Annotated in this window: 24 protein-coding genes; 10 read left to right on the forward strand and 14 right to left on the reverse strand. The window is 70.8% G+C overall.

From position 1 onward, the window contains the following. Positions 1–7: 7 nt before the first annotated feature. The 7 genes from hemB to hemE all read right to left on the reverse strand — a co-directional run bounded on the left by hemB (position 8) and on the right by hemE (position 7,483). The gene (gene hemB, locus AC4D16_RS04605; protein ID WP_490954116.1) at positions 8–991 is read right to left on the reverse strand and encodes a porphobilinogen synthase; all 984 of its coding nucleotides are present in this window, start codon (positions 989–991) and stop codon (positions 8–10) included. Next, positions 988–1,932, reverse strand: a complete 945-nt coding sequence (locus AC4D16_RS04610) for a uroporphyrinogen-III synthase (RefSeq protein ID WP_490954117.1) — start codon at positions 1,930–1,932, stop codon at positions 988–990. The genes hemB and AC4D16_RS04610 overlap by 4 nt, the downstream gene beginning before the upstream one ends. Before the next feature lie 5 nt (positions 1,933–1,937). Continuing rightward, positions 1,938–2,894 carry a hydroxymethylbilane synthase gene (gene hemC / locus AC4D16_RS04615; RefSeq protein WP_490954118.1) on the reverse strand — a complete coding sequence of 319 codons (957 nt, stop codon included), beginning with the start codon at positions 2,892–2,894 and terminating at the stop codon, positions 1,938–1,940. After that, the gene (locus AC4D16_RS04620; RefSeq protein ID WP_490954670.1) at positions 2,894–4,048 is read right to left on the reverse strand and encodes a ferrochelatase; all 1,155 of its coding nucleotides are present in this window, start codon (positions 4,046–4,048) and stop codon (positions 2,894–2,896) included. The genes hemC and AC4D16_RS04620 overlap by 1 nt, the downstream gene beginning before the upstream one ends. 47 nt (positions 4,049–4,095) lie before the next feature. Next, a complete protein-coding gene (gene hemQ, locus AC4D16_RS04625) occupies positions 4,096–4,815 on the reverse strand; it encodes a hydrogen peroxide-dependent heme synthase (protein WP_490954119.1) in 720 nt (239 codons plus the stop codon). A 77-nt stretch (positions 4,816–4,892) separates the two neighbouring features. Continuing rightward, positions 4,893–6,419 carry a protoporphyrinogen oxidase gene (hemG, locus tag AC4D16_RS04630; protein ID WP_490954120.1) on the reverse strand — a complete coding sequence of 509 codons (1,527 nt, stop codon included), beginning with the start codon at positions 6,417–6,419 and terminating at the stop codon, positions 4,893–4,895. Positions 6,420–6,421: 2 nt separating this feature from the next. Continuing rightward, the gene (hemE, locus tag AC4D16_RS04635; RefSeq protein WP_490954121.1) at positions 6,422–7,483 is read right to left on the reverse strand and encodes a uroporphyrinogen decarboxylase; all 1,062 of its coding nucleotides are present in this window, start codon (positions 7,481–7,483) and stop codon (positions 6,422–6,424) included. A 213-nt stretch (positions 7,484–7,696) separates the two neighbouring features. Here hemE and AC4D16_RS04640 point away from each other — a divergent pair, with 213 nt between their 5' ends. Beyond that, positions 7,697–9,121 carry a glutamyl-tRNA reductase gene (locus tag AC4D16_RS04640; protein ID WP_490948674.1) on the forward strand — a complete coding sequence of 475 codons (1,425 nt, stop codon included), beginning with the start codon at positions 7,697–7,699 and terminating at the stop codon, positions 9,119–9,121. A 46-nt stretch (positions 9,122–9,167) separates the two neighbouring features. Here the strand turns inward: AC4D16_RS04640 and moeB are convergent, their stop codons facing one another. Further along, positions 9,168–10,415: a molybdopterin-synthase adenylyltransferase MoeB gene (moeB, locus tag AC4D16_RS04645; protein WP_490954671.1), complete on the reverse strand. Its 1,248-nt coding sequence runs from the start codon at positions 10,413–10,415 to the stop codon at positions 9,168–9,170. 316 nt (positions 10,416–10,731) lie between these two features. On the opposite strand from moeB, the gene AC4D16_RS04650 reads away from it, so the two are divergent. Further along, positions 10,732–11,313, forward strand: a complete 582-nt coding sequence (locus AC4D16_RS04650; RefSeq protein ID WP_490954672.1) for a TetR/AcrR family transcriptional regulator — start codon at positions 10,732–10,734, stop codon at positions 11,311–11,313. Between the two features lie 48 nt (positions 11,314–11,361). After that, on the forward strand, positions 11,362–11,586 hold the full coding sequence (locus AC4D16_RS04655; protein ID WP_490948673.1) for a DUF3107 domain-containing protein: 225 nt from the start codon (positions 11,362–11,364) through the stop codon (positions 11,584–11,586). 227 nt (positions 11,587–11,813) lie between these two features. On the opposite strand, the gene AC4D16_RS04660 is transcribed toward AC4D16_RS04655, so the two are convergent. Next, complete coding sequence (locus tag AC4D16_RS04660; RefSeq protein ID WP_490954122.1) at positions 11,814–12,518, reverse strand: ferritin-like fold-containing protein; 705 nt, start codon at positions 12,516–12,518, stop codon at positions 11,814–11,816. Between the two features lie 264 nt (positions 12,519–12,782). Here AC4D16_RS04660 and AC4D16_RS04665 point away from each other — a divergent pair, with 264 nt between their 5' ends. The 3 genes from AC4D16_RS04665 (at position 12,783) to AC4D16_RS04675 (ending at position 17,321) form a co-directional block, all read left to right on the forward strand. After that, positions 12,783–14,405 (forward strand): RNB domain-containing ribonuclease, encoded by a 1,623-nt coding sequence (locus AC4D16_RS04665; RefSeq protein ID WP_490954123.1) that lies wholly within the window; start codon positions 12,783–12,785, stop codon positions 14,403–14,405. Between the two features lie 261 nt (positions 14,406–14,666). Next, the gene (locus AC4D16_RS04670; protein ID WP_490954673.1) at positions 14,667–16,394 is read left to right on the forward strand and encodes a DEAD/DEAH box helicase; all 1,728 of its coding nucleotides are present in this window, start codon (positions 14,667–14,669) and stop codon (positions 16,392–16,394) included. Positions 16,395–16,445: 51 nt separating this feature from the next. Then, positions 16,446–17,321 (forward strand): DNA-methyltransferase, encoded by an 876-nt coding sequence (locus AC4D16_RS04675; RefSeq protein WP_490954674.1) that lies wholly within the window; start codon positions 16,446–16,448, stop codon positions 17,319–17,321. 34 nt (positions 17,322–17,355) lie between these two features. On the opposite strand, the gene AC4D16_RS04680 is transcribed toward AC4D16_RS04675, so the two are convergent. Then, a complete protein-coding gene (locus AC4D16_RS04680) occupies positions 17,356–18,201 on the reverse strand; it encodes a PHP domain-containing protein (RefSeq protein ID WP_490954124.1) in 846 nt (281 codons plus the stop codon). A gap of 182 nt (positions 18,202–18,383) precedes the next feature. On the opposite strand from AC4D16_RS04680, the gene AC4D16_RS04685 reads away from it, so the two are divergent. Continuing rightward, complete coding sequence (locus AC4D16_RS04685; protein WP_490954125.1) at positions 18,384–19,961, forward strand: aminopeptidase P family protein; 1,578 nt, start codon at positions 18,384–18,386, stop codon at positions 19,959–19,961. Between the two features lie 192 nt (positions 19,962–20,153). Here the strand turns inward: AC4D16_RS04685 and AC4D16_RS04690 are convergent, their stop codons facing one another. Then, positions 20,154–21,071 (reverse strand): YflT domain-containing protein, encoded by a 918-nt coding sequence (locus AC4D16_RS04690; RefSeq protein ID WP_490954126.1) that lies wholly within the window; start codon positions 21,069–21,071, stop codon positions 20,154–20,156. A gap of 220 nt (positions 21,072–21,291) precedes the next feature. Here AC4D16_RS04690 and AC4D16_RS04695 point away from each other — a divergent pair, with 220 nt between their 5' ends. Genes AC4D16_RS04695 through AC4D16_RS04705 form a run of 3 tightly spaced genes read left to right on the forward strand, consistent with a single transcriptional unit; the run spans position 21,292 to position 24,288 of the window. Then, entirely contained in the window at positions 21,292–22,575 is a 1,284-nt protein-coding gene (locus AC4D16_RS04695) for a magnesium transporter MgtE N-terminal domain-containing protein (protein ID WP_490948667.1), read from the forward strand. Beyond that, on the forward strand, positions 22,568–23,164 hold the full coding sequence (locus tag AC4D16_RS04700) for a DUF1003 domain-containing protein (protein ID WP_490954127.1): 597 nt from the start codon (positions 22,568–22,570) through the stop codon (positions 23,162–23,164). Before AC4D16_RS04695 ends, AC4D16_RS04700 begins: the two co-directional genes overlap by 8 nt. Beyond that, positions 23,161–24,288: an Mrp/NBP35 family ATP-binding protein gene (locus AC4D16_RS04705; protein ID WP_490954128.1), complete on the forward strand. Its 1,128-nt coding sequence runs from the start codon at positions 23,161–23,163 to the stop codon at positions 24,286–24,288. Before AC4D16_RS04700 ends, AC4D16_RS04705 begins: the two co-directional genes overlap by 4 nt. A gap of 111 nt (positions 24,289–24,399) precedes the next feature. On the opposite strand, the gene AC4D16_RS04710 is transcribed toward AC4D16_RS04705, so the two are convergent. The 3 genes from AC4D16_RS04710 to sigE form a co-directional block, all read right to left on the reverse strand. After that, entirely contained in the window at positions 24,400–24,807 is a 408-nt protein-coding gene (locus AC4D16_RS04710) for a sec-independent translocase (RefSeq protein WP_490948664.1), read from the reverse strand. A 105-nt stretch (positions 24,808–24,912) separates the two neighbouring features. After that, complete coding sequence (locus AC4D16_RS04715; protein ID WP_490954129.1) at positions 24,913–26,034, reverse strand: anti-sigma factor family protein; 1,122 nt, start codon at positions 26,032–26,034, stop codon at positions 24,913–24,915. A gap of 5 nt (positions 26,035–26,039) precedes the next feature. Continuing rightward, on the reverse strand, positions 26,040–26,687 hold the full coding sequence (gene sigE, locus AC4D16_RS04720) for an RNA polymerase sigma factor SigE (RefSeq protein WP_490954130.1): 648 nt from the start codon (positions 26,685–26,687) through the stop codon (positions 26,040–26,042). Positions 26,688–26,690 lie beyond the last annotated feature (3 nt).

The raw sequence follows: 26,690 nt of genomic DNA on the forward strand, positions 1-26,690 counted from the left end.
GGGTTCCTTAGTTCTTCTCGTCGAGCCAGAGTGCCAGCTCGGAGGCCCAGTAGGTGAGGATCATCTGCGCACCGGCGCGCTTGATGCCGAGGACGGACTCCTCGATGGCGCGGCGGCGGTCGATCCAGCCGTTGGCCGCGGCGGCCTCGATCATCGCGTACTCACCGGAGATCTGGTAGGCGGCAACGGGGACGGGCGACATCGCGGCGACGTCGGCGAGGACGTCGAGGTAGCTCATGGCCGGCTTGACCATCACCATGTCCGCTCCCTCCTCGATGTCGAGCTCGACCTCGAGGAGGGCCTCGCGCCGGTTGGCGGCGTCCATCTGGTAGGTCCGGCGGTCGCCGGTGAGCTGGGAGTCGACGGCCTCGCGGAAGGGGCCGTAGAACGCGGACGCGTACTTCGCGGCGTAGGCGAGCACCACGGTGTCCTGGTGGCCGGCCTCGTCGAGTGCCTGGCGGATGACGGCGACCTGGCCGTCCATCATCCCGGAGGGGCCGAGCACATGAGCACCGGCCCTCGCCTGCTCGACGGCCATCTGCGCGTAGAGCGCGAGGGTCGCGTCGTTGTCCACCGAGCCGTCGTCCGCGAGCACGCCGCAGTGGCCGTGGTCCGTGAACTCGTCCAGGCAGACGTCGCTCATGACCACGAGCGCATCGCCGACCTCCGCCCGCACGTCGGCGATCGCCCTGTTGAGCACGCCGTCGGGGTCGATGCCCGCACTGCCGGTCGCGTCGCGGCGCTCAGGGATGCCGAACAGCATGATGCCGCCCACGCCCCGCTCCACGGCCTCGGCCGCAGCCCGACGGAGCGAGTCGGTGGTGTGCTGCACCACGCCAGGCATGGACAGAATGGGCGAGGGCTCGGTGAGGCCCTCCCGGATGAAGGCCGGCAGGATCAGCTCGGACGGATGCACGCGGTACTCGGCGACCACGCGCCGCAGCGCGGGGGTCGAGCGCAATCGGCGCGGACGGTGCTGGGGGAAACTCACGGCTGATCTCCGATCGGTGGTGTCGACATCGGTGAGGTGGTCGGCGAGGTGGACAGTGGGGTAAGCAGTGAGGCGAGCGGTAACGCAGCCACCGCTCGTCCCACGCAGGACGGGAGGCCGTCGAACGCCTCCCGGACGGCGTCGACGATCGCGCCTGGGGTCGGCGCGGCCGCCGTCGCGACCGGGGACCATCCCGCTTCCCGGATCGCCGCGGCGGTCGTCCGGCCGATGGCCACCGGATGGAACGTCACGTCCCCGCCGCCCAGCGTGTCACGGAACTGCTGCACGGTGCTCGGCGCGGTGAAGACGACGGCGGGCTGGACACCTGCGGAGGCCGACGCCATGAGGTCCCGCGGTGAGACGAGCGGCGGGGTTTCCCCGTCCTCGACGACGCCGGGCACGCTCCTGCGCGGATCGGCCGGGTAGGGGACGGTGCGGTAGGCCTCGACGCGGTCGACCGTCCAGCCGAGATCGGCGAGCCCCGACCGCAGGTCCTCCGGCGCAAGGTCCGCCTGCGGGAGGGCGATGCGACCGTTCCCCGGGCCGAGCGCCTGCAGCAGCCCTGCCGAGGACGCGTCCTCGGGCACCAGGTCGGCACGGATCCCCGCCTCCGCGAGCACGCGCGCGGTCGTGGCCCCCACGGCGGCGACGCTCGCTCCGCCCGCCGCGATCGCCTCGCGGAAGCCGGGCCCGCTCCCCCGCGCGACGACGTCGAGCGACCTCACGGTGTTCCCGCTCGTCACCACGAGCCACCGGTACTCGCCGGCTGCGAGATCCGCGATCATCCTCCGAGCAGCATCCTGGTCCGACGGCAGCTCGGTCGCGGTGAGCGGCATGGCATACGCCGTCATCCCGGCGGCCTCGAGCGCCGCCGCGATCCGCACCGCCCGCTCCGGAGGACGGAGGACGACGACGCTCCTGCGCGCGAGGGGATCGACCACGCGGCTCAGCTGTTCAGGGGCGCGATGTCGGCGGCGCCGGCAGCGACCAGTTCCTCGGCGAGCTCCAGCCCGAGCCGGGCGGCCGCGACGGCGTCGGTCGCCGGCGCCGATCGCGTGAGCCGGAGAACCGCCCGACCATCCAGGCTGCAGACCGCTGCCTCGAGCGCCAACTCCTCCCCCCGCAGGTGCGCGAGCGCACCGATCGGGGCGGCGCAGCCCGCTTCGAGCTGCAGCAGGACGGCCCGCTCCGCCGTGACGGCGAGGCGGGTCGGGAGGTGGTCGTAGGCGGCGAGTGCCTCGCGCAGGCCTGCCGTTGCGTCGACCTCCCTGCACTCCACCGCGAGCGCGCCCTGTCCGGGCGCGGGCAGCATCACGTCGGTGTCGATCAATTCGCTGATCGCCTCCTCGCGCCCCAGCCTCCTGAGACCCGCTGCGGCGAGGACGACGGCGTCGAGGTCACCGGGTGCGCCGATGACGAGCCCCGCCACCCGGCCCAACCGCGTGTCCACGTTGCCCCGGATGTCGACGACCTCGATTCCGGGGCGTGCAGCCCTCAGCTGCGCAGCGCGGCGCGGCGACCCCGTTCCCACCCGCGCGCCGTCCGGGAGCGTGGCGAGCGTCAGTCCGTCGCGGGCGCACAGGGCGTCGCGCACGTCCTCTCGCTCCGGCACGGCGGCGACCGTGAGTCCCGGCGCCGGGAGCGTCGGCAGGTCCTTGAGGGAGTGCACGGCGATGTCGCACCGCTCGTCGAGCAGGGCGTCCCGGAGGGCGGCGACGAAGACTCCCGTGCCGCCGATCTGCGAGAGCGAGCCCCGCGAGACGTCCCCTTCGGTCCTCACCCTGACGAGGTCGTAGGGCAGCCCCGAGAGCTCCGCGATCCGCTCCGCGACCGTGGTGGTCTGCGTCATCGCCAGGGCGCTGCCCCGCGTGCCGACGCGGACGGCGGTGGTGCCGACGTCCATCACATACCGGGGTTGGGAAGAGGCGTCCCCACGGTGGAGTCCACCGCGGCGATGGTCGGCTTCTCGCCGCGCCGGTTGGCGCAGCAGTTGGGCCGGCAGACGTCGAACCACGGGCCGAGTGCCGTGGCGGAGGGCCGCTCTGCGATGTTGTTGTCGATGGTGCGCTCGAGCACGAGGTCGATCAGGCCCTCGACGAACTTCACGTGCGTGCCCGGGGTGGGCACGCGGTCCGCCACGATGCCGAGTTCGCCGCAGGTCTCCAGGGCCTCCGTGTCGAGGTCCCACGCCACCTCCATGTGGTCGGAGACGAATCCCAGCGGGACGATCACGACGCCGCGCGTACCGGACTCGTAGCGGTCACGGAGGGCATCGCTGATGTCGGGCTCCAGCCAGGGGATGTGCGGGGCGCCGGAGCGGGACTGGTAGACCAGCGACCACTCGACCCCTGCTGCCTCGGGGATGCGGTCGAGGACCGCCTGCGCCGTGGCGAGGTGCTGCGCCACGTAGGCGCCTTCCTCGTACGCAGGGCCACCCTCGCCGTTGCGGGGTCCCGCCGCTTCGGCATCGCCCATGGGGATGGAGTGCGTGGAGAACATGATGTGCACGGGGGCGTCGGGCGTCCCCTTCTCCGCGAGCCCGGCACGAACCGTGGCGAGGCCCGCGCCGACACCCTCGACGAACGGCTCCACGAAGCCCGGGTGGTCGAAGTACTGGCGGACCTTGTCCACCTCGAGCCGACCCTCCAGACCGGTCTTCACGAGCGCCATGCCGAGGTCCTCGCGGTACTGGCGGCAGCTCGAGTAGCAGGAGTAGGCGCTGGTGGTGACGGCGAGGACCTTGCGGTGCCCGGCGTCGTACGCCTCCTGCAGCGTGTCGGCGATGAAGGGCTCCCAGTTCCGGTTGCCCCAGAACACCGGCAGGTCGATGCCGCGGCGGCGGAGTTCCGCCTCCATCGCGGCGCGCAGGGCGCGGTTCTGGCTGTTGATGGGGCTCACGCCGCCGAATGCACGGTAGTGGTGCGAGACCTCCTCGAGGCGCTCGTCCGGGATACCGCGTCCGCGGGTGACGTTGCGCAGGAAGGGGATGACGTCGTCCTGCCCCTCCGGTCCGCCGAAGGACGCCAGCACGATGGCGTCGTACGCCTTCGGGGCCATGCGTCCGCGCTCGTCCACTCCGTCAAGGGGGTTGAATGCCTGCGTCGTCACTGGAGCACCTCTGCAATCTCGTCGTGGGTGATTCGTCGGCCGGTGTAGAACGGGACTTCCTCGCGGACGTGCCGGCGTGCTTCCGTCTCGCGGAGGTAGCGCATGAGGTCCACCAGGTCCACGAGCTCCGGAGCCTCGAGGGCGAGGATCCACTCGTAGTCGTTCAGGGCGAACGAGGACACGGTGTTGGAGATGACCTGGGGGTACTTCCGACCCTTCAGGCCGTGGTCGATCAGCATGTCGCGGCGCTCGTCCGTCGGCAGGATGTACCACTCGTAGGACCGCACGAACGGGTAGACGCACACCCACTCCGCCGGTGCGACCCCGCGGGAGAAGGCCGGGCTGTGGGACTTCGTGAACTCGGCGTCGCGGTGCACGCCCATGGCCGACCACACGATGGTGGTCTCGGCGAAGAGGTCGGTGCGTCGCAGCTTGCGCACGGCCGCCTGGAGGTCCTCCGGCTTCGGTCCGTGGAGCCAGACCATGACGTCGGCGTCGGCCCGCATGGCCGAGACGTCGTAGAAGCCGCGAAGCACCACGCCGTCCTGCTGGAAGGACCCGATGACCTCCTCGAGGGGGTGTGCCCCGGAGTCGGTGGTCGCCGAACCACGCTTGAACACCGTCCAGAGCGTGTAGAAAAGTTCCTCGGCGGGAGCGCTCTGAGCTGCCGGGTCCTGGGGGGCGTGGGCGTCGTTGCTGCCGGTCGGCTGAGTCATGGTCCTAGTCTGCCTCCTGGCCCGGGGCGTTTCGAATCCCAAGTCTTCTACAGCAGGTAGAAGAGATGAACGTCACACTACGCGTCGGCCCCCGGATCGTCCAGGGCGTCGGCGAGGGCATGCGCACGCTTCCGGGCGTCGTCGACGACGGCGACGAGACCGGTGCCCGCGAGCCATCCGCCCGTCACCGCGAGCGTCGAGGAGGAACCGGCCACGATGGCCCGGATCCGGGCCACGCGGTCCCGGTGACCGACGGACGCGTGGGGCAGCGCCCCGGCCCAGCGCACCACGTCGTGGTCGAGGAGCGAGGCCTCGTCGATCGGCACGCCGAGCAGCGCCGTCGCGTCCGCGAGTGCGTGGCGCAGGAGGACGTCGTCGGGCGTCCCCAGTCCGACGTCGGACGGGCCATCACCCACGCGTCCGTAGGAGAGGCGCAGGACGTGCGTGCCCGGAGCGGCGTCGTCGCGCAGCCACGCCCACTTCGCGGTGGCGTGCGTCAGTGCCTTGGCGGCCACGCCGGCGACCCCGCGTGCCACCAGCACGCCGGTCCCGCGCGGCGCGGCGTCGAGTCCCGGCGCGTGCACCACGAGCGTGACGAGCGCGACGCCGGGAACGGGCGAGGGCCGCTCCCCCGCCAAGTCGGGGATCACGGGAGCGAGGAGATCGACCGCGGCACCCCCCTCCACCGCCACCAGTAAGCCGTCGGCCGGGACGCGGTGCGTGCCGGCCGCGTCCTCCGTGACGACGGTCCACCCGCGGGGTGCCGTCCCCACGCCGGTGACCCGCTCGTCCGTCCGCAGGTCGGCGCCACCCGATCGCAGATCCGCCACCAGGGCGTCCCGCAGCTGGTGGATCCCGCCGATCAGGCCCCCGACCGCCGCACCCGCGGGCGCGGCGGACCGCAGGGCTCCGGCCGCCGCACCGAGCGAACCGAGCCGTGCCATCGTGGCCCGTAGTCCGGGCGCCACGGAGTCCGCGTCGAGGTCGTCGGGGTCCGCCGAGAACACTCCGCCCGCGACGGGGGCCACGAGCAGCGCGAGGACGGCCTCGCCCATGCGTGAACGTACGAGTTCACCGAGGCTCACCGATGCACGCGTTGCGAGGGTGCCGAGCGGTTCCGTGGCGTCCTTCGCCGCCTCGCGCGCTGCGGTCTCGCCGATGACGTGGACGATCGCGGGGGCCGTGGGGTCGGCGGGGATACCGAGGATCCCCGAGTTCGGCAGCGGCTGGGCGCTGCGGCGGAGGTCCTCGCCCGGCAGTTGCACCCACGCGCCGGACGCGTCGGGCGTGACGATCAGCGAACCCAACCCGAGGTCCTCGGCGAGCGACGGGACGGTCGCCGAGCGCGTGGAGAACGACTCCGCGCCGCTGTCCAGGCGCAGGCCCCGCAGGACGCGGCCGTCGACCGTCCCGCCGAAGCGGTGCGTGCGCTCGAGCACCGTGACGTCGATGCCCCGCGCGAGGAGGGTCCTCGCGGCGACGAGTCCGGCCATCCCGCCGCCGACCACGACGACGCGGCACCGCGGGCCTTCCGCGGACTCGTCCGCCGCTCCGTCCGCTGCCTCGACCGCTGTCCCGTCCGCGAGCGACCGCGAGCCGACCATGACTACGGCGCCACCGAGTGGACGAGCTCGACGACGCGCGTGAGCACCTGCGGGTCGGTGTCCGGCGGTACGCCGTGCCCGAGGTTCACGACGTGGCCGGGAGCGGCCGCACCGGCCCTCAGGACCTCCCGCACGTGCGCCTCGAGCACGGGCCACGGGGCGGGCAGCAGAGCCGGGTCGATGTTGCCCTGGAGCGGTACGGTGCCACCGAGCCGGCGGTTCGCCTCGTCGAGCGGCAGCCGGTAGTCAACACCGATCACGTCCACGCCGACGTCGTGCATGGCCACGAGCAGCTCGGACGTGCCCGTCCCGAAGTGCACCAGCGGTGCACCGAGGCCGCGCACGTGGTCGAGGGCGCGGCCCGACGCCGGGGCGACGTGGCGCTCGTAGTCGGCGAGCCCGAGCGAGCCGGCCCAGGAGTCGAACAGCTGTGCCGCACTGGCTCCTGCCTCGAGTTGCGCCCGGAGGAACATCCCGGAGGCGTCGGCGGCCCACTCGGTGAGTGCGCGCCACGTCTCGGGGTCGGCGTGCATTATGGTCCGCGGGCCGAGGTGGTCGCGGGACGGCCGGCCCTCCACCATGTAGGCGGCCAAGGTGAAGGGGGCGCCCGCGAAACCGATGAGGGGCGTGCTCCCGAGTTCCGCGACGGTCAGCGCGACCGCGGCCCGGATGGGATCGAGAGCGGCATCCGTGAGGACGGGGAGGGCGGCGACGTCGGCCGCCGAGCGGACGGGCGTCCCGAGCACCGGGCCCACCCCGGGCACGATGTCGACGTCAACCCCTGCGAGCTTGAGCGGGATCACGATGTCGGAGAAGAAGATGGCGGCGTCGACGTCGTGCCGGCGGACCGGCTGCAGGGTGATCTCGGAGGCCATCGCGGGGTCGAGGCACGATTCGAGCATGCCCGTACCCTCCCGGAGCGAGCGGTACTCGGGCAGCGAACGGCCCGCCTGCCGCATGAACCAGACAGGACGCCGGTGCGGGGTCCGTCCCCGGTACGCTGCGATGAGCGCCGAATCGGTGGTGCGTCCGTCGACGAGTGGGTGCGTTGCTCCGAGCTCCATGGGGCCGATTCTGCCGAACATCCGGGCGGAACGATAACCGGGTCGGCGTCGCGGGGCCAGGGGTGGTGAAGATCACCGAGCGCAGGAACCACCCACGATGGGTGGAAAGCCGCAGGATCACGCGGTTCCGCGCCGGAAGACGCCGCGTGGACCCTCGCGGTAAGGACTGCCTGACCGGCGGCTGCGACACGATCTCGGTATGATTGACGTGTTGTGGTACTCCTTTCTCTCGTAGCGACGCACTCGAACGTGGACCTGGAAACTGTCGCCCGACTCAGCGTCGGGGCCCCCCAGGTCCCTTCCGCCGCGCTCGCCGGTGGCCAGGCCGTGGCGGGCGCCGTGGTCCTCGCGACGTGCAACCGCTTCGAGATCTACGCCGAGGCTCCGTCCGAGGAGGACGTCGAAGCCGCGCGGTCCGCGATCGTCTCCACCATCAGCCAGTACTCGGGCATCTCCGAGCAGTCGGTATCCGCCTCCTTCGAGACCCACACGGGCCAGGACGTCGCCGAGCACCTCTTCGCCGTGGGCGCCGGGCTCGACTCCGCCGTCATCGGTGAGCGGGAGATCGCCGGGCAGGTGCGTCGCGCCCTCATCGACGCGCAGGCGTCAGGTGCCGCCAGCGGGGGTCTCGTCCGTCTGTTCCAGGCCGCCTCGAAGACCGCCAAGGACGTCGGGGCGCAGACGGCCCTCGGGAGCCGCGGGCGCTCCATCGTCTCCGTGGCCCTCGAACTGGCCGGTGACCTCTCCGGCGACGCCGACTGGTCGGGCCGGAGCCTCGTGATCTTCGGGACCGGCGCTTACGCAGGCGCCACCATGGCGGCGCTCAAGGAGCGCGGCTGCACCGACATCTCCGTCTTCTCGTCCTCGGGACGCGCCGAGGCCTTCGTCGCCACCCGCGGCGGTACGGCCCTCGCGTCCGCAGATCTGCCGGGCGCCATGCGCCGTGCGGACGTCGTCATCGGGTGCAGCGGTAGCGACGCCCGGATCGACGCCGACGACATCCGCCGGGTCCGTCAGGGCACCGACCGGCCGCTGGTCATCATCGATCTCGCCCTCAGTCACGACTTCGATCCCGAGGTCGGCACGCTCGACGACGTCGAACTCATCACGCTGGAGTCCGTCCGGGCCGCGGCTCCGGAGGAGCAGGCCGACGCTCTCACGCAGGCGAGCGAGCTCGTGCGGTCGGCAGCCCGGACCTTCGAGGAGCAGCAGGCCACGCGTGCCATGAACGCGGCGATCGTCGCCCTGAGGCAGCACACGCAGACCGTGCTGGACGCCGAGATGGAACGCGTGCGCGCGCAGCACGGCTGTACCGCGGCTGCCGAGGAAGTGGAGTTCGCTCTCCGCCGCATGGTGCGGCAGCTCCTGCACGTCCCCACGGTGCGTGCCCGCGAGCTCGCGGCCGAGGGTCGTCAGGACGAGTACACCGCCGCTCTGGAAGCGCTCTACGGCATCGATGTGGCGCCCGTGGCCGACGGACCTGCCGTTCCCCGCCCATCATCCGCGGCTTCCGCCGAGCCAGTCGACGGCACCGTCGACAGGCCGTCCACCGCCGTCGTGCCCGTGCCGCGCGAGCACCGTCACGGCGCCGGCGGCGTGTGCCCGGTGGACCACGACCGGCCCTCACGCAGCGCCTGACGCCCCTCGCACCGGGCCCGCACCACGTCGCCCGACGGGCACCCCTCTAATACGTGGCTTTGTCCGGCTCGATCCTGTCGACCCACGCGAGGATTCCGCCCTCCACCGAGCGCACGTCGGAGTGACCGCGTGCGAGGAGTACACGGGCGACGTCGGCGGACCGCATCCCCGACTTGCAGTGCACGAGGATCGTCCGATCGGCGTCGACCACGACCTCCCCGGTGATGACGGCGTCCTTGGGCGCCAGTGAGGCGCCGTCGATGCTCACGATGGCGTACTCCTCGGGGGACCGGACGTCGAGCAGATCGAAGTCCACCCGACCGTCCGCACGCTCCGCCAGGAGCACGGCGAGCTCCTCGACGGACACCAGAGGCACCGACGGCTCCGCACCGACGGCCCCTCCGACTCCGTCGGCTCCCGCTCCGGCACCCGGCGCACCGGTTCGTGAGGGCAGACCGCAGAACGCCTCGTAGTCGGCCAGGTCCGTGATGCGCGCTGCGGTGGGATCGGGCCGGACCCGCACCTCGCGCCAGGTCATTGCGAGGGCGTCGAAGACCAGCACCCGCCCCAGCAGAGTGGTGCCCGTACCGGTGATCAGCTTGATGGCCTCGTTGACCATCACGGAGCCGATCTGCGCGCACAGCACACCCAGGACGCCGCCCTCGGCACAGGAGGGCACGGCCCCCGGTGGCGGCGCCTCCGGGTAGAGGTCCCTGTAGGTGGGTCCGCGGTCCTGCCAGAACACGCTCACCTGCCCGTCGAAACGGAGGATCGAACCCCACACGTAGGGCTTGCCGAGGATCGCCGCGGCGTCGTTCACGAGGTAGCGGGTGACGAAGTTGTCGGTCCCGTCCAGCACGAGGTCGTACCCGCCGAACACCTGCAGCGCGTTGTCGCGGGTCAGTCGCTCCTCGTGCAGGATTACCCGGACGAGCGGATTGACCTCCCGGATGCTGTCGCGGGCCGAGGCGGCCTTCGACCGTCCGATGTCGGACACCCCGTGGATCACCTGCCGCTGCAGGTTGGACAGTTCGACGTCGTCGTCGTCGATGATCCCGAGCGTGCCCACCCCCGCCGCTGCGAGGTAGAGCAGCGCGGGCGAGCCGAGGCCTCCTGCCCCGATCACCAGCACCCTGGCGTTCTTCAGGCGCAGCTGAGCCTCGATCCCGAAGCCCGGGATGATGAGGTGGCGGGAGTAGCGCTCGGTCTCCTCCCGGGTCAGCGTGCCGAGTGCCTCGACCAGCGGTGGCAGTCCGGCGGGCGTCCCCGCCGCACTCCCGACGGCGGCCGGCACGGACGATGCCGACGGCGTTGTGGGCGCGGACTGCGCGGGCGACGGCTTGAGCTGCGAAGCGTTCATACCCAAGGGTATTCCCGCCACCGGCCCACTGCTTCCGGGACGTCCTCAAGGACGGCAGGGGGACGCGCCAGGCGGAGAGCCGCGAGCACGATCGCCCTGCCCCGTACCACCGCGGATAGACTGGCGGGCACGACGGCGCGACCACGCCACACATCGCGCCGCCCCTCCCCCGGCGCATGCCGCCCATCCCCGAAGCGAGGACCGAGCCCCTGTGAGTGCCGAACCGACCACCGCCGGACGGGCGCCGCGGATGCCGCGCGACGAGCGGCGTCGTCAGCTCCTCGCGGCAGCGCAGGAGGTGTTCGTGAGCAACGGGTACCACGGGGCGGCCATGGACGACATCGCGGAAGCCGCGGGGGTGAGCAAGCCGGTGCTGTACCAGCACTTCCCGGGCAAGCAGGACCTCTACCTCGCGCTGCTGGACAGTCACCTCGCGGAACTCACCGACCTCCTCGTCGACGCCATCCGGTCCACCGATGACAACAAGATGAGGGTGCACGCGACCATGCGCGCCTACTTCCAGTTCATCGCCCAGGACAGCCGGGCACACCGGCTGGTCTTCGAATCGGACATCAGCAACGAACCCGAGGTCAGCAGGCGCCTCGAGGCGTTCAATGCACACTTCGCCGGCGCGATCGCCGGGGTCATCGCCGATGACACCCAGCTGTCCAGCGTCGAGGCCACCCTCCTCGGCCGCGGGCTCGCCGGAATGGCGCAGATCAGCGCCCGCTACTGGCTGGAGACGGACGGCAGCCTCGACATCGATGCCGCGTCCGAACTCATCTACCGTTTAGCTTGGCGCGGAATCAGCCGCTTCCCCAAGGAGATCTAGAGTAGATTCCGGAGGGAATCCAGAGGATCACAACAGGAGGCACGCGCCATGGAAGTCAAGATCGGTATTCAGAACGTCAACCGGGAGATCACCCTCGACTCCTCCGAGACCGCCGATGCCATCGCGGACCTCGTGGCCACGGCCATGAGCGGCGGAACCGAGCTGCGGCTCAGGGATTCCAAGGGCCGCCAGGTCATCGTCCCGACGTCGGTGCTCGGCTACGTGGAGATCGGCGCCGAGGAATCGCGCCGCGTCGGCTTCGGCGCACTCTGACCGCTCTGCCCCGCGGGACGGCCGCGGCCTGACCGTTCCTCCGGGAGCGCCGGGAGCATCGGCACCAGTACGTCTACTGCAGAAGACCTACGGATCCTGTCCGTAGGTCTTCTGCGTGAACGACACCTTCGCCGGCCCGGGTGCGACGTCGGACCCGGGCTTTGGTTGAGGTGCGGGCCGAACGTCCGGGTTGTCCGGCCGAGGCCGAGGAGCCCCGGATCCGGGGTCTATGCCGTCAGACCGAGCGCACTCATGCGGCGCGAGTGGTTACGCGTCAGCTGGGAGAACATGGCCGTGGTCTGCTGCGTGTGATCGGCCTCGTCGGCGAAGAGGAGACCGGCCAGGTACTGGCGCTCGATGCCGACGCGCTGGGCCTGCGTGAGTGCCTCACCCACGAGACGCCGGCCCCACAGGGCGAGCCGGGAGGCGAGCCGCGGGTCGTCCGCGAGCGCCTCTTTGAGACGCCGGTGGAGGTGGGCGGCCCCGTCACCCGAATCGATCGTACTGATGAGCTCGCGTGTACGAGGATCCAGCCGATCGGCGAGCGCCCGGTAGAAATCGCCCGAGAATCCGTCGATCACGTAGGCCTTCATCAGCGACTCGTACCAGTCACCGGGTCGGGTGCGCTCATGGAAGGCATCGACCGAGGCCTGGAACGGACTCATGGCGTCCTCGATCGTCATACCCAGATCGGCCACGAAGGCCTCGACCAGTTCGAAGTGTTCGAACTCCTGCACCGCGAGCCTGCCGAGGCTCGCCCGGTCCGCGAGACTCGGCGAGAAGCGGGCGTCGGAGGAGAGGCGTTCGAACCCGGACAGCTCGCCGTAGGCGATGACGCCGAGCAGGTCCGCGACGAAGCGCGCGTAGAGGGGCTCCTCCAGCGGGTCGGCGGCGGACTCCTCGGGGAGAGCATCCGCTGGGATGGCGGACACCGGAGGAAGAGGTGCGGGTGGCGTCGTCTGTGTACCTGCGCTCGAAGGGTGGGCGTCGGGCGACGACGACTGCGTCGAGGTGGGAGCCGTGCTGTCCGAGGAGCGGTTGTTCATTCTGCCAAGAGTACGCAATGGCCGGGCGGCGATCCCGATGAGGACGCATCCGTGTGCCGGAACGAGTAGCGGACATCCCTTCATGCGGGGCCCCTGCCACTCCTTGTGCCGCTCGCGCCGATGTCTGTGACGTGCATTACCGTAAGGCCTGTGCCAGCACAGCATATGGATCTCCGGGACCGGGACTCCCAGCAGCGCCTCACGGAGTCGCTGCGGGCGTTGCGCGAGGAACTCGAGGTCCGGGAGGGGTTCGCCCCGGACGTCCTCGCGGAAGCTGAGACCGCGGTGGCCCGGCACGAACTGCCTGCCGTCGACCTCCGGCATCTCCCCTTCCTCACCATCGACCCGCCCGGTTCCACGGATCTCGACCAGGCCGTCCACCTCGCACGCACCGGCGCCGACCGCGCGAACGAGACGGACGCCCTGCAGAGCGCGCACGCCGGTCATCGCACGGATGGAGCGGCAGGCTCCGACGGCACTGCCCGTCCGCCGTCGCCCGCCTACGAGGTCTGGTACGCGATCGCGGACGTGCCGCTCTTCGTTGAGCCGGGCGGCGCGGTGGACGCCGAGGCGAGGCTGCGCGGACAGACGCTGTACGCGCCGGACGGTCGCATCTCGCTGCATCCGGAGGTCATCTCCGAGGGCGCGGCGAGTCTTCTGCCCGATCTCGACCGCCCCGCCTTCGTATGGCACTTCGAGCTGGACGCGAACGCCGTGGTGCTGTCGGTCACCGTCAGCAGGGCGACGGTCCGGAGCCGCCGCCACCTCACCTACGCCGAGGTCCAGGCCGCGATCGACGCCGGCACGGCGGACGACCAGCTGGTGCTGCTGCGGGAGGTCGGCCTGCGCCGCATCCAGCTCGAACTCGACCGCGGCGGCGCGAGCCTCAACCTGCCGCGCCAGGAGATCACGCACGACGGCGAGAGCTACGACATCGTCACGGAGCCGGCTCTCCCCTGCGAGGACTGGAACGCGCAGATCTCGCTGATGACCGGCATGGCTGCGGCGCGCATGATGATCGACGGCCGGATCGGGATCCTCCGCACCATGCCCGAGCCCGACGACGGCGCGCTCGGCAAGTTCCGGCGTCAGTCCGAGGCACTGGAGCATCCGTGGCCGTCCGACCTGCCGTACGGCGCCTTCCTGCGCACCCTGGACGTCGGCGATCCGAAGCAGCTCGCCCTCATGCACGCCGCTGCCTCCCTCTTCCGCGGGGCCGGCTACACGGCGTTCGACGGCACCGTGCCGGAGGATGTCGGACAGTCCGCGATCGCGGCGCCCTACGCCCACACCACCGCCCCCCTGCGCCGCCTCGTGGACCGCTTCGTCCTCGTGACATGTGCTGCTCTGTGCGCGGGCGAGGAGGTCCCCGCCTGGGTCCGGAGCGCGCTGCCCCAGCTCAACTCCCTCATGGCGTCGTCGAACCAGACGGCGTCGCGCCTCGACTCCGGGGCCATGGACGCCGTGCAGGCTGCCCTGCTGAGCAACCGCATCGGTGAGGCCTTCTCCGCCGTCGTCCTCCAGGGCTCGCCACCCGCCGTCGACGACGCCCCGGGCAAGCGGGCACCGCGGCTGTCCGGGACGGTGCAGGTCACCGAGCCACCGCTGGAAGCGAAGTGCTACGGAGAGCTCGTGGCCGGCGAACGCGTCACCGTCGTACTGCTGGAGGCGGACATCGCCCGGCGACGCCTGCGCTTCGAGGTGAAACCCGCGGACACCTCGAACAGCGCCGCGCACGGGTCCGATGGCAGTTCGCGAGTGCAGGCAGGGTAGGCTTGACGGTAGTAATGGATGCCCGGTCGTTATCATCTGGATGACCCGCAGAACCTCCTCGATCACGAGAACCCCGCAGCCGCGATCTCCTCGCAGCACGCACGCAGTCGCAAGCCCGCGATCGGCTTCCACTGGCCGCCCTGTGCCCGCCGATACGCTCCGCCCCGGTCGAATCATCCGGTGCGTCGAGCCTCGGCGGCCACAGAGCCTGAATGAAAGAACGTGCAGAACGTGCAGAACCACATCACGGACACCTCCGCCATGACGGACGCCCACCACCTCGTCGCCGACAACTCCGAAGACGCCATCGACGTCGAGGAGACCCTCGTCACCACCGAGGAACCGCACGCGGTCGTCGCGGAGACGTTCGCGGACTTCAACGTCCGCCCCGACATCGTCGAGTCCCTCGCCGACGCCGGCATCATCCACCCCTTCCCCATCCAGGCCATGACTCTCTCGATCGCGCTCGGGGGCCACGACATCATCGGGCAGGCCAAGACCGGCACGGGAAAGACCCTCGGTTTCGGCATCCCGGCGATCCAGCGTGTCGTCGGCCCCGATGACGCCGGCTACGAGAAGCTGCCCGTCCCGGGCGCCCCGCAGGCCCTCGTGATCGTCCCGACACGCGAACTCGCAGTGCAGGTCGCGAGCGACCTCACGACGGCGGCCAAGAAGCGCAATGCCCGCATCGTCACCATCTACGGCGGACGGGCCTACGAGCCCCAGATCGAGGCGATCAAGAAGGGTGTCGAGATCGTCGTGGGGACCCCCGGTCGCCTGATCGACCTCTACAAGCAGAAGCTGCTGGTGCTGAAGAACGTCAAGATCGTGGTGCTCGACGAAGCGGACGAGATGCTGGACCTCGGGTTCCTGCCCGACGTCGAGACGCTCATCGCCGCGACACCGCCGGTCCGCCAGACGCTGCTGTTCTCCGCGACCATGCCCGGCCCCGTCATCGCGATGGCCCGCCGCTACATGACGCAGCCCACGCACATCCGCGCCGCGGATCCCGAGGACGAGGGCATCACCAAGAAGGACATCCGGCAGGTCATCTACCGGGCACACAACCTCGACAAGGCCGAGGTCGTCGCGCGCATCCTCCAGTCGCGCGGCCGTGGCCGGGCCATCATCTTCTGCAAGACGAAGCGCACCGCTGCGAAGCTGTCCGAGGAACTGATCGATCGCGGATTCGCGGCCGGCGCGATCCACGGCGACCTCGGCCAGGGCGCGCGCGAGCAGGCCCTGCGGGCCTTCCGCGGCGACAAGATCGACGTCCTGGTCGCCACCGAGGTGGCTGCCCGCGGCATCGACGTCGAGGACATCACGCACGTCATCAACTACCAGTGCCCCGAGGACGAGAAGGCCTACCTGCACCGCGTGGGCCGCACAGGCCGCGCCGGCAAGAAGGGCACAGCGGTCACCTTCGTCGACTGGGACGACGTGCCTCGCTGGGGTCTCATCAACAAGGCGCTCGGCCTCGACACCCCCGAGCCCGTCGAGACCTACTCGTCCTCGCCCCACCTCTACACGGACCTCGACATCCCCGAGGGCACCAAGGGCCGCCTCCCCCGTAAGGACCGCAAGCTGGCCGGCATCAACGCCGAGGTCCTCGAGGACCTCGGGGAGACCGGCAAGCGCGGCGGTGGCGCACGGACCGACGGCGGCAGGAACGACGGCGGCGCACGGACCGACGGTGGCCGAGGCCGCTCGGGCGGTGGACAGCGCAGCTCGAGCGCCGGCCCCGATCAGGGCGACGGCTCGCGCGACGGGGCTGCGGGCGGCTCGCGCGCTCCCCGCAGTCGCGGTCGCGGCGGCAACCGGAGCAGCACCTCCGAGGCACCTGCCGTGACGTCCGAGCCCACTGATGGCCCGCGTCGTGGCACGGGGCCCGAGTCCGACGCCCCTGCAGGCGATCGGCCGCGCAGGAGCCGCACGCGGCGGCGGAACGGCGAGGTCGTCGCCAAGCCCGCCGGTGGCGCCGAGGACTGACGCCCGGTGACCGATCGACCGGCGCGCGCAACGCCGCCGGCGTCGTCGGACGTGTCACCGGCGTCCGCGCCGTCGTCGGACACGACGTCGGCCTGGAGCCCTGACGGGCCGAACCTCGTTGTCCACGCGGACAACGCGGCCTACCTCCCCACACTGCCCGACGGCGCCTTCTCCATGATCTACGTGGATCCGCCCTTCAACACCGGCCGTGCGCAACGGCGCCAGCAGACGTCGATGGTGCGGGCGGCCGACGGCACCGGTGACCGCGTGGGCTTCAAGGGCTTGTCCTACACGACGGTCAAGGGTGTGCTCGCGAGCTACGACGACGCCTTCGAGGACTACTGGGACTTCCTCGCCCCGCGCCTCGCGGAGGCCTGGCGCCTCCTGGCCGCCGACGGCACCCTCTACGTGCACCTCGACTACCGCGAGGTGCACTACGCGAAGGTCATGCTGGACGCCCTCTTCGGCCGGGAGTGCTTCCTCAACGAGATCATCTGGGCCTACGACTACGGCGCGCGCACGCGGCGGAAGTGGCCTGCGAAGCACGACAACATCCTCGTCTACGTGAAGGACCCGGTGGGCTACCACTTCGACTCCGCCGCGGTGGACCGGGAACCGTACATGGCCCCCGGGCTCGTCACCGCCGAGAAGGCCGCTCTCGGGAAGCTTCCCACCGACGTCTGGTGGCACACCATCGTCTCCCCCACCGGCCGGGAGAAGACGGGGTACCCGACGCAGAAACCCGAGGGACTCCTGCGACGCGCCGTTGCTGCGAGCAGCCGTCAGGGTGACTGGGTGCTCGACTTCTTCGCGGGTTCGGGCACTCTGGGCGCCGTGGCGGGGAAGCTCGACCGCCGGTTCGTCTGCGTCGATGCGAACCCGCACGCCGTCGACGTCATGCGCGCGCGCCTCGAACCCTGGCTCTAGGGCCGGAGACGCAGGAAGGGCCGGATCCGCGAGGTCAGCAGACGGCGGCCGAGCCCGTCGCCCGTTCCCTGATGAGGTCGAGCGTCTGCTCGGTCGTGACATTCTCGCCGAGCAGGTTGGGTTTTCCGGTGCCGTGGTAGTCGCTGGAGCCGGTGACGAGCAGGCCGTTCTCCCGGGCGATCCGCCGCAGTTCCACGCGGGCGCTCTCGGGGTTGTCCCGGTGCTCCACCTCGAGACCGAGCAATCCGGCGTCGATCATCTCGTTGATCACCGCGCCGCCCACCACGGCTCCGCGGTTGAACGCGGAGGGGTGAGCGAAGACCGGCACGCCGCCCGCCTCGCGAATGAGCGCGACCGCCTGGGCGGGGTGCGGCGCGTAGTGGCTCACCCAGTAGGGGGAGCGGGCCGTCAGGACGCGTTCGAAGGCCTCCGAGCGCGTGGCCACGATACCGAGGGCGATCATCGCGTCGGCAATGTGAGGACGGCCGACCGTCGCCCCCTCGGTTACGTGCTCCTGCACGAGTTCCCAGGTGATCGGATAGTCGGCCGCCATGAGTTCCACCATGCGTCGGGCTCTCGTGAGGCGCGCGTCCCGCGATTTAGCGATCTCCGCAGCCAGCCCGGCGTGCAGCGGGTCGTGGAGGTAGGAGAGCACGTGCACGCTGACACCGGTGTCCGTCCGACAGGACACCTCCATGCCGGGGATGAACGTGATCCCGTGCGTGAGAGCCGCTTCCGACGCCCGATCCCAGCCCGCCGTCGAGTCGTGGTCGGTGAGCGCGACGGCGTCCAGCCCGGCGGCAGCCGCCGACGCCACGAGGACGTCCGGGTCCTCCGTGCCGTCGGAGACGTTGGAGTGCGTGTGCAGGTCGATTCTCACCGGACCAATCTACGCGGCGCCGCGGGTCCTCCCGAACGCGGGCTGTGCTCCCCCGGGCCCGGCGGTGGGCCTCGGCCACCCCGGGCCGGCGGGGAGCACAACGGTCGACGACGACGGGGAGCCGGCCCTCGACCGGGCGCTCGGGCTTTCGACCACCACGGTCTCGGTGAGACGATGACGAGATGAACACCGACGACCTGAGCACCGCGAGCCAGACCCCGAGCACCGATGCCGAGGGACAACCCCTCGCCGAGCGCAACGAGAACCGCTCCCAGAGACCTGATTCCGACGCCTTCAAGGCCTTCATGGCGGGCAGTTGGGCTCCCGCTGCCGCCGACCTGCCCGACGAGGCGCCCGTGGCGACGCATGCTGCACGACGTCGTCGGGCTGTGTCGGAACGGTTCCCCGGGGAGCGGCTCGTGATCCCGGCCGGTCCGTACAAGGTCCGCTCGAACGACACCGACTACCGCTACCGCCCGCACTCCGGGTTCGCGCACCTGACCGGGCTGGGCCTCGACCACGAGCCCGACGCCGTCCTGGTCCTCGAACCCGTGGATCCCGGGACGGGCGACGACGGCGGCAACCACACCGCCACCCTGTACTTCCGGGAACTGGCCGGCCGCGACAGCGCCGAGTTCTACGCGAATGCGCGCTATGGCGAGTTCTGGATCGGTCAGCGACTCTCCATGGCACAGCTCAAGGCGCAGCTCGCGCTCGAGACGGCGGACCTCGCCGAGCTGGAGGTGGCCATCACCAAGAATGCCGGCGTGGCCGAGATCGGTGGCATGAGCATCCGCCTGCTGCGGGAGGTGGACCAGAACGCCGACGCACTCGTGGACACCTCGCGCATCAACACCGGCGTGGACCTCGAGAAGGCGGACGCGCTGGACGCCGTCCTCGCCGAGGTGCTGTCGGAACTGCGCCTGATCAAGGACGCCTGGGAGATCGAGCAGATGGAGGCCGCGGTCGCCGCCACCGTCAACGGCTTCCACGACGTGATCCGCGCCCTGCCGCGCGCCCTCACCCATCCGCGAGGGGAACGCGTGGTGGAGGGGGCGTTCTTCGCACGGGCGCGTGAGGAGGGCAACGACCTCGGGTACGACACCATCGCCGCTTCGGGCAACAACGCCACGACGCTCCACTGGATCCGGAACACCGGGCAGGTGCGAGCGGGCGACCTCCTGCTGCTCGACGCCGGCGTGGAGGCGGAGACGCTGTACACCGCCGACGTCACACGGACCCTGCCCGTCAACGGCACCTTCACCGACGTGCAGCGCCGGGTCTACCAGGCCGTGCTCGACGCCGCGGACGCCGGGCTCGCTGCGGCACAGCCGGGACGCAGGTTCCGCGATGTCCACCGGGCCGCAGTGACGGTCCTCGCGGAGAACCTGGACCGCTGGGGCCTGCTTCCCGTGACCCTCGAGGAAGCCCTCGCCGACGACGGCCAGCACCACCGGCGCTGGATGCCCCACGGCACCAGCCACCACCTCGGGATGGACGTGCACGACTGCGCCCAGGCGAAGCGTGAGCTGTACCTCGACGGCGTACTGACGGAGGGCATGGTCTTCACCATTGAACCGGGACTGTATTTCAAGGCCGAGGACCTCGCCGTACCAGAGGAGTACCGCGGCATCGGCGTGCGCATCGAGGACGACATCCTCATGACCGCCGACGGGCCCGTCAACCTCAGTGCGGCGCTCCCCCGCGATCCCGCGGACGTCGAGTCCTGGATCGCCGGGATCTGGGGCGCCGACGACTGACGCCGGCCCTCCTGCGCAGGAGGACGTCGGAACAGTCCTAACGCACCGAGAAGGCCGGGACCATCGGTCCCGGCCTTCTTCAGGTTTGCATCGAGGACCTGCCGCTGGATCGTCGCCGCATGCCTTCTCGCGCGGCGCTCCGCTGACCGGCTGTGTAGCGGTCAGCGCCGCTGCGGACGCCCGGTCACGCGGTCAGCGTGTGCCGTCGGCGGAGGAGGAACCGTGCCCGGTCCCAGCCGCCTGTCCGTCCTGAGCCGGTGCGGTCCCGCCCTCGCTCCCCTGCGCCGGCGCAGGTGCCCCCGCCGCCGGATCGTCCACGCGGACTCCGTACTGCGGGCGGCCGTCGGGCAGGTCGGGGAACCGGCCCCGCCTCGGCCCGGTGGTACCCGGCCCTGCGGTCTGCGACTCGGGCGAGCCGGGCTGCTGACCCGTGCCCTGAGGCTGCCCCTGCCCCTGCCCCTGCGGCTGACCCTGAGCCTGGCCCTGACCCTGACCCGGCGCCTGCTGCCCCGCGTAGGGGTCGTTCCAGGACGCTGGCCGGTCGGGCGCGCCCTGCGGCGGCTGGGACGGCGCCTGGCCCCAGGCACCGGGGTTGGATCCGGGATGCTGCGCCTGACCGTTCATCGGGAGCTTCTGCAGCAGGCGGCGGGCTTCTCCCGCGAGCGACGGATCGACGAGCACGTCGTAGCTCGTGGCCACCACCTGGCTGGTCGAGGTGAAGTCACGCTTGCCGCGCTGGAAGGCGTAGGTGAGGACACCGAAGAGCAGCCAGAAGATCGCGCCGAGCGCGATGGAGGACGGGACGGTGCTGATCATCTCGCTGCCCGCGAAGAGTCCGAGGATGATGCCAACGAACAACCCGAACCAGGCACCCGACGCCGCGCTCGCGAGCGCCACGCGCGGGTAGCTGAGCCGCCCGGTGACCCGTTCGACCGTCTTCAGGTCGTTGCCGATGATGGCCACCTTCTGCACCGCGAACTTGTTGTCGGCCAGGTAGTCCACGGCCTTCTGCGCGTCGAGGTAGCTCGTGTAGCGGCCGATCGTCTCCCCCGTGGGGAGGATGCGGTCCGGAGTACGGGAGCTGGTGGTTCCGAGCGGTGGTGTCGACATGACCCCATTCTTGCTCACGCCCGTGCTGGAGGGGAGGCTTATCGCCGGTGGTGAACTGCTGATCACCTGGACGTCGGCCGGACGGACGCTGAATGCGTGCGGCTCCTCCCCGCACCACGTGCGTGCTGGTGGAGGGTCACCGAGGCGTACCGCGGGCGGTCTCCGCCACGGGCCCGGGTGCGATACCGGGTGTGCTTGCCGCTGCGGATAGCCTAGAGCTGTGACTACCAACCCGACCCGCGTCTTCGTCGCGCGGTTGCTGGGCCTCGACGTGTTCGATCCGCTCGGTGACCGTCTCGGCCGTCTCCGTGACGCCGTGGTACTGGACCGCGGTCCGGCCAAACCGCCGCAGGTCGTCGGCCTCGTGGTCGAGGTTCCCGGCAAGAAGCGCGTGTTCGTCCCGATGACGCGCATCACCTCGATGGACCCGTCCCAGATCATCTGCACCGGTCTCGTCAACCTCCGCCGCTTCGAGCAGCGCGGCGCCGAGATGCTCGTCGTCGCGGAGCTCTTCGACCGCCGGCTGACCCTGCGGGACGGCAGCGGCAACGCCGTCGTCGAGGACATCGCGATGGAGCGGAACCGGGCCGGTGACTGGCACGTGTCCCAGCTCTTCGTGCGCAGGGGCGGCTCGGTGTCGCCCCTGCGCGGCCTCCGCCGGGGCGGCGAGCGCCTCATCATCGACTGGCTCGACGCCTTCCACGGCACCAACGACGAGCCGCAGGGCGCCACCCAGTTCGTGGCCCAGCACGACGACCTCAAGGCCGCCGACTTCGCCGACGCGCTGCACGAGATGAACGACAAGCGGCGCATCGAGGTGGCCGGCGAACTGCAGGACGACCGCCTCGCCGACGTGCTGCAGGAACTGCCCGACGACGACCAGGTCCAGATCCTCACGTCCCTCTCGCGGGAGCGGGCGGCGGACGTGCTCGAGGAGATGGACCCCGACGACGCGGCCGACCTCCTGAACGAGCTGCCCGAGGCGCAGAAGGAGGAGCTGCTCCAGCTCATGGAGCCCGACGACGCCGAGGACGTGCGCCGGCTCCTGGAGTACGAGGAGGACACGGCGGGCTCCCTCATGACCACCGTGCCCGTGATCCTGCCTCCGGAGGCGACGGTCGCCGAGGCCCTCGCCCATGTACGACGCGAGGAGCTGACACCGGCCCTCGCCTCCTCGATCTTCGTCTGCCGCCCGCCGCTCGAGACGCCGACGGGCCGCTACCTCGGCGTCGTGCACATCCAGCAGCTCCTCCGCTACCCGCCGCCGGAACCGCTCGGCAACATCATCGACACGGACCTCGAGGCCGTCGGCGACCAGGCGAACGTCAGTGAGGTGTCCCGCATCCTCGCGACGTACAACCTGAACTCCCTGCCGGTGGTGAACACCGACGGCAGGCTCGTCGGTGCCGTGACCGTCGACGACGTCCTGGACCACCTCCTGCCCGACGATTGGCGGGCCCAGGACGACACAGCCGTACCGAAACGAGGTGGCCGCCGTGGTTGAGAAGATCCGATCCAACTCCCGGGGTCTCGACACCCCGCGCGAGGCGCGCAAGCGCTTCCTCCCGCGCCTCCGACCGAACCCGGACCGGTTCGGCAGTGGCACGGAGAACATCGCCCGCTTCATGGGTACTCCGCAGTTCCTCTTCTACATGACGGTGTTCGTCGCGGTGTGGCTGACCTGGAACACCGTGGCGCCGGAGAACCTGCGCTTCGACAGCGCGGCGCTGGGATTCACGGCACTGACCCTGATGCTCTCCCTCCAGGCGTCGTATGCCGCACCCCTCCTGCTGCTCGCGCAGAACCGCCAGGACGACCGCGACCGCGTCTCCATGCGGGAGGACCGCCACCGCGCGGAGCGGAACCTCTCCGACACCGAGTACCTGACGCGCGAGATCGCGGATCTCCGGATCGCGCTCCGCGAGGTCGCCACCCGGGACTACGTCCGGTCGGAGCTCCGTTCGATCCTCGAGGAGCTGCTCGAGACGGCCGACGGCCAGGAGCTCACCCTGCAGAAACGCAAACCCCGCAAGCCGTCCGACGGGACCATGTCCCTGCCGAAGGTCCAGGCCGGGAGGAAGCCCTCCAGGTGAACGGGTCCCCCCAGGAGGAGGCCGTCCGCGCCGCGCTCGACACCGTGATCGACCCCGAGCTGCGCCGCCCGGTCACGGAACTCGGCATGGTCGACACCGTGACCATCGACGGCTCGACGGTGCGGCTGAGAGTACTGCTCACCATCGCCGGCTGCCCGCTCCGTGACACGATCACGCGCGACGCCGAGGCCGCGCTCGCGGCGGTGCCGGGCGTCGAGGCGGTCGAGGTGGAGCTCGGTGTCATGGACCAGGCGCAGCGCGACGCACTCAAGGAACGCCTGAAGGGCGCCGGGGGCCGGCGCGGCATCCCGTTCGCAGATCCCGCCTCCCTCACCCGTGTCTATGCGGTGGCCAGCGGCAAGGGCGGGGTCGGGAAATCAAGCGTCACGGTGAACCTCGCCGTCGCGCTCGCCGCGCGCGGGCTGCGTGTGGGGATCATCGACGCCGACGTCCACGGCTTCTCCGTACCCGCCCTCATGGGGATCACCCAGCAGCCCACGCGGGTTGACGAGCTCATCCTGCCGCCGGTCGCGCACGGTGTGAAGGTCATCTCCATCGGCATGTTCGTGGAGGGGAACCAGCCCGTCTCCTGGCGCGGTCCCATGCTGCACCGAGCGCTCGAACAGTTCCTCACCGACGTCTACTTCGGGGATCTGGACGTGCTGCTGCTCGACCTCCCCCCGGGTACCGGTGACATCGCGATCTCCGTGGCGCAGCTTCTTCCCGCCTCCGAACTGCTCGTCGTCACCACGCCGCAGAGCGCCGCGGCGGACGTCGCCGAGCGCGCCGGCGCGATGGCGCTGCAGACAGGCCAGCGCGTCGCGGGGGTCATCGAGAACATGTCCTGGCTCGAACTGCCCGACGGCGGCAGGCTCGACCTCTTCGGCGAGGGCGGCGGCCAGATCGTGGCCTCACGCCTGACCTCCACCCTGGGGACGGAGGTGCCCCTCCTCGGCAGCATTCCCCTCGACGTCGCCCTGCGTGAGGGCGGGGACGCCGGTGTGCCGGTGGTGCTGCGTGAGGGTACGTCGCGGTCGCAACGTGAACTGACGGCGATCGCGGACCTGCTCGCGCATCGGCCGCGGGGGCTCGAAGGTCTGCGGCTACCCGTCACACTGCGCTAGCACCGGACGACGGAGGTCGGCGTACCGGGCCGCGGAGTGGCACGGCGGACCTATCAGGTCGCGGGGTGGCACGGCGGACCTGTCAGGTCGCGGGGTGGCACGGCGGACCTGTCAGGTCGCCTCGGAGTCGTAGGGTGCGCTCTGGCCTGCGGCCAACTGGGGACCGACCGGGACGGACACGGTCTGCCGCGTGGCCGCCGCTACCGCGGGAACCGCGGCGACGGCCCGCGGCGCACCCTGGCTGACGGGCTTGAAGGCGTCCTCGATGTCATCGAGCAGCGCCTCCTTGATGATCCGGCGTGGGTCGTACTGACGCGGGTCGAGCTTCCGCCAGTCCACCTCGTCGAGTTCGGGGCCCACTTCTTCACGGAGCTGCTCCCGCGCTCCCGACGCCATCCGGCGGAGGCCCTTGACGAGTCGCGCGAGCTGCGAGGCGTACTCCGGGAGCCGCTCGGGGCCAAGCACCACGACGGCGATGAGCGCCAGAACCACCAGTTCGAGGCCGTTGATTCCAAGCACGTGAAAAGACTACCTTCCCGGCTTCCGCCGCACACACCGGATGCGCGCCCACCGGCCCTCCATGGACCGGGGACGCCGAACCTTCACGTCCCGGTCACTCCGCCGTCACCTGGAGGCGTCCGGGTCGGTGATCATGGACAACCCGCGGACGATGCGGCTCATCATGGAGTCGTCCTCGGGCTGCGGCGCCAGGGAGAGCTGCGCATGCTCCGTCGTCACGAGCTGGTTGAGCGTCCCGGGCATGGCAGCCGCCGGGAGGGTCGAGATCACCGTGTAGGTGACCGACGGCGAGTCCAGGACGACCTGCCAGGGCGTCCCCGACCGCACCCAGACATCCCGATCCGTCCCACCGATGTGCTCGAAACCGGCCGCCGTGACGGTCCGGCCGGTGACGGCGTCCACGGGCGGCCCGTCAGCGGCACCGGACTCGCCCACCTTCCGCTGCTCGTACACGGTGACCGTCTCGCCGTCGTTCTCCAGCACCAGTTCGAGGGTGGGCCTGCCCGCCACCGTGATTCCCTCCGCGCTGGTCAGGGTGAAGCCGAGCGATTCGAGTTCGGGGCAGTACCACCCGCCGGCACGGAGGGTGTCGAGTTGCTCGGTGTCGAGCAGTGCGGGTGTCTCGGGTGCCACCGATTCCCAGCCCGCCCGCAGTGCGGTGGTACCGGATGCCGCCTCCACGGGCGTCGGCGAGGCCTGGGAACCGACGAGGTAGGCGCTCGAGAGCAGGACCGTCACCACCACCGCGGATCCTCCTGCGGCTCCGACGAGCGAGCGACGCCGACGGGCGGCATCATGCGTGTGCCCGTGACGGGACGAGGCATCCATGGATCGGTGCACGCGGACGCTCTCCTGTCCGTCGTGGAACCGGGTATCAGCATCCGACCCCTGACCTGTGGCGGGCTCACTCGTCGAGAGGTCGGCCGCTCCGGTGGATAATCCTGCCCGCTCCCCGGGGGGCGGCGGAATGTTCGGCTGCGAGGCCTGGATAGGGCGCCGCTCCCCGGCGAGGGGTGCAGAAAAGTCCTGTGCGAGGAGCCGCATGCGGAGTCCCGGGTGCGGTGCAGGCTGCTGAAGCCCGAGCAGGGCACTCTTCAGGGCACGCAGGCGTGCGACGGTCTCCCGACAGGACGTACAGCGGGCCACGTGGTGCTCCACGCTGACCCTGCGCCGATCGGAGAGCTCGCCGTCCACGAGATCCTGCAGTGAACGATGCGGATGGAGCATGCCGTCTAGCCCAGACCAGCGATCCGTGGGACCCCCAGTGCGGCGCTGTTGCCCCCGGACCGGCGCGGGTCGCGGTGGGCGAGCTTCTCGCGGAGCATGGTGCGGCCGCGATGGATGCGTGAGCGGACGGTGCCGAGCTTCACGTCCAGGACGCGCGCCACCTCGTCGTAGGCGAGCCCTTCGAGATCGCAGAGGACCACGGCTGCACGGAAGTCCGGCGGCAGCTCCTCGAGGGCGGCCTGCACGTCGATGTCGAGATTGTTGAACTCGAAGCTACGTTCCGGCCCGTGGTGCTTGCTGGGGAGCCTGCTCTCGGCTTCGTCCGTCAGCCCGTCGAAGCGGATGCGGGTCTTGCGCCGCGCCTGGTCGAGGAAGAGGTTGGTGGTGATGCGGTGCAGCCAGCCGTCCAGCGTGCCCGGCTTGAAGTTGGCCAGCGACCTGAACACGCGGACGAAGACCTCCTGCGTGAGGTCCTCGGCGTCGAAGCGGTTACCCGTGAGCCGGTAGGCCAGCCGGTAGACCTTGGGTGAGTAGGTGGTAACCACTTCCTCCCACGAGGGCGCCACCCAGGGGTTTCCGTGTTCGTCGAGCACAACCGGATCACCCTCGGAGCCAGGCTCCGTGACAGCCTGAGCCGCCTTCACACTGGACATCTC

The organism is Arthrobacter sp. TJ-236 (genome assembly GCF_058269235.1).

Coding starts and splice junctions, on each gene's coding strand:
- AC4D16_RS04620 (WP_490954670.1), bottom strand. CDS start 4,048: ATGGCCCCGAAGGCGTACGACGCCATCGTGCTGGCGTCCTTCGGCGGA.
- hemG (WP_490954120.1), bottom strand. CDS start 6,419: ATGGTCGGCTCGCGGTCGCTCGCGGACGGGACAGCGGTCGAGGCAGCG.
- hemE (WP_490954121.1), bottom strand. CDS start 7,483: ATGGAGCTCGGAGCAACGCACCCACTCGTCGACGGACGCACCACCGAT.
- AC4D16_RS04685 (WP_490954125.1), top strand. CDS start 18,384: ATGAACACCGACGACCTGAGCACCGCGAGCCAGACCCCGAGCACCGAT.
- AC4D16_RS04655 (WP_490948673.1), top strand. CDS start 11,362: ATGGAAGTCAAGATCGGTATTCAGAACGTCAACCGGGAGATCACCCTC.
- AC4D16_RS04690 (WP_490954126.1), bottom strand. CDS start 21,071: ATGTCGACACCACCGCTCGGAACCACCAGCTCCCGTACTCCGGACCGC.
- hemQ (WP_490954119.1), bottom strand. CDS start 4,815: ATGACTCAGCCGACCGGCAGCAACGACGCCCACGCCCCCCAGGACCCG.
- AC4D16_RS04670 (WP_490954673.1), top strand. CDS start 14,667: ATGACGGACGCCCACCACCTCGTCGCCGACAACTCCGAAGACGCCATC.
- sigE (WP_490954130.1), bottom strand. CDS start 26,687: ATGTCCAGTGTGAAGGCGGCTCAGGCTGTCACGGAGCCTGGCTCCGAG.
- hemC (WP_490954118.1), bottom strand. CDS start 2,894: ATGGACGTCGGCACCACCGCCGTCCGCGTCGGCACGCGGGGCAGCGCC.
- AC4D16_RS04715 (WP_490954129.1), bottom strand. CDS start 26,034: ATGCTCCATCCGCATCGTTCACTGCAGGATCTCGTGGACGGCGAGCTC.
- AC4D16_RS04650 (WP_490954672.1), top strand. CDS start 10,732: ATGCCGCGCGACGAGCGGCGTCGTCAGCTCCTCGCGGCAGCGCAGGAG.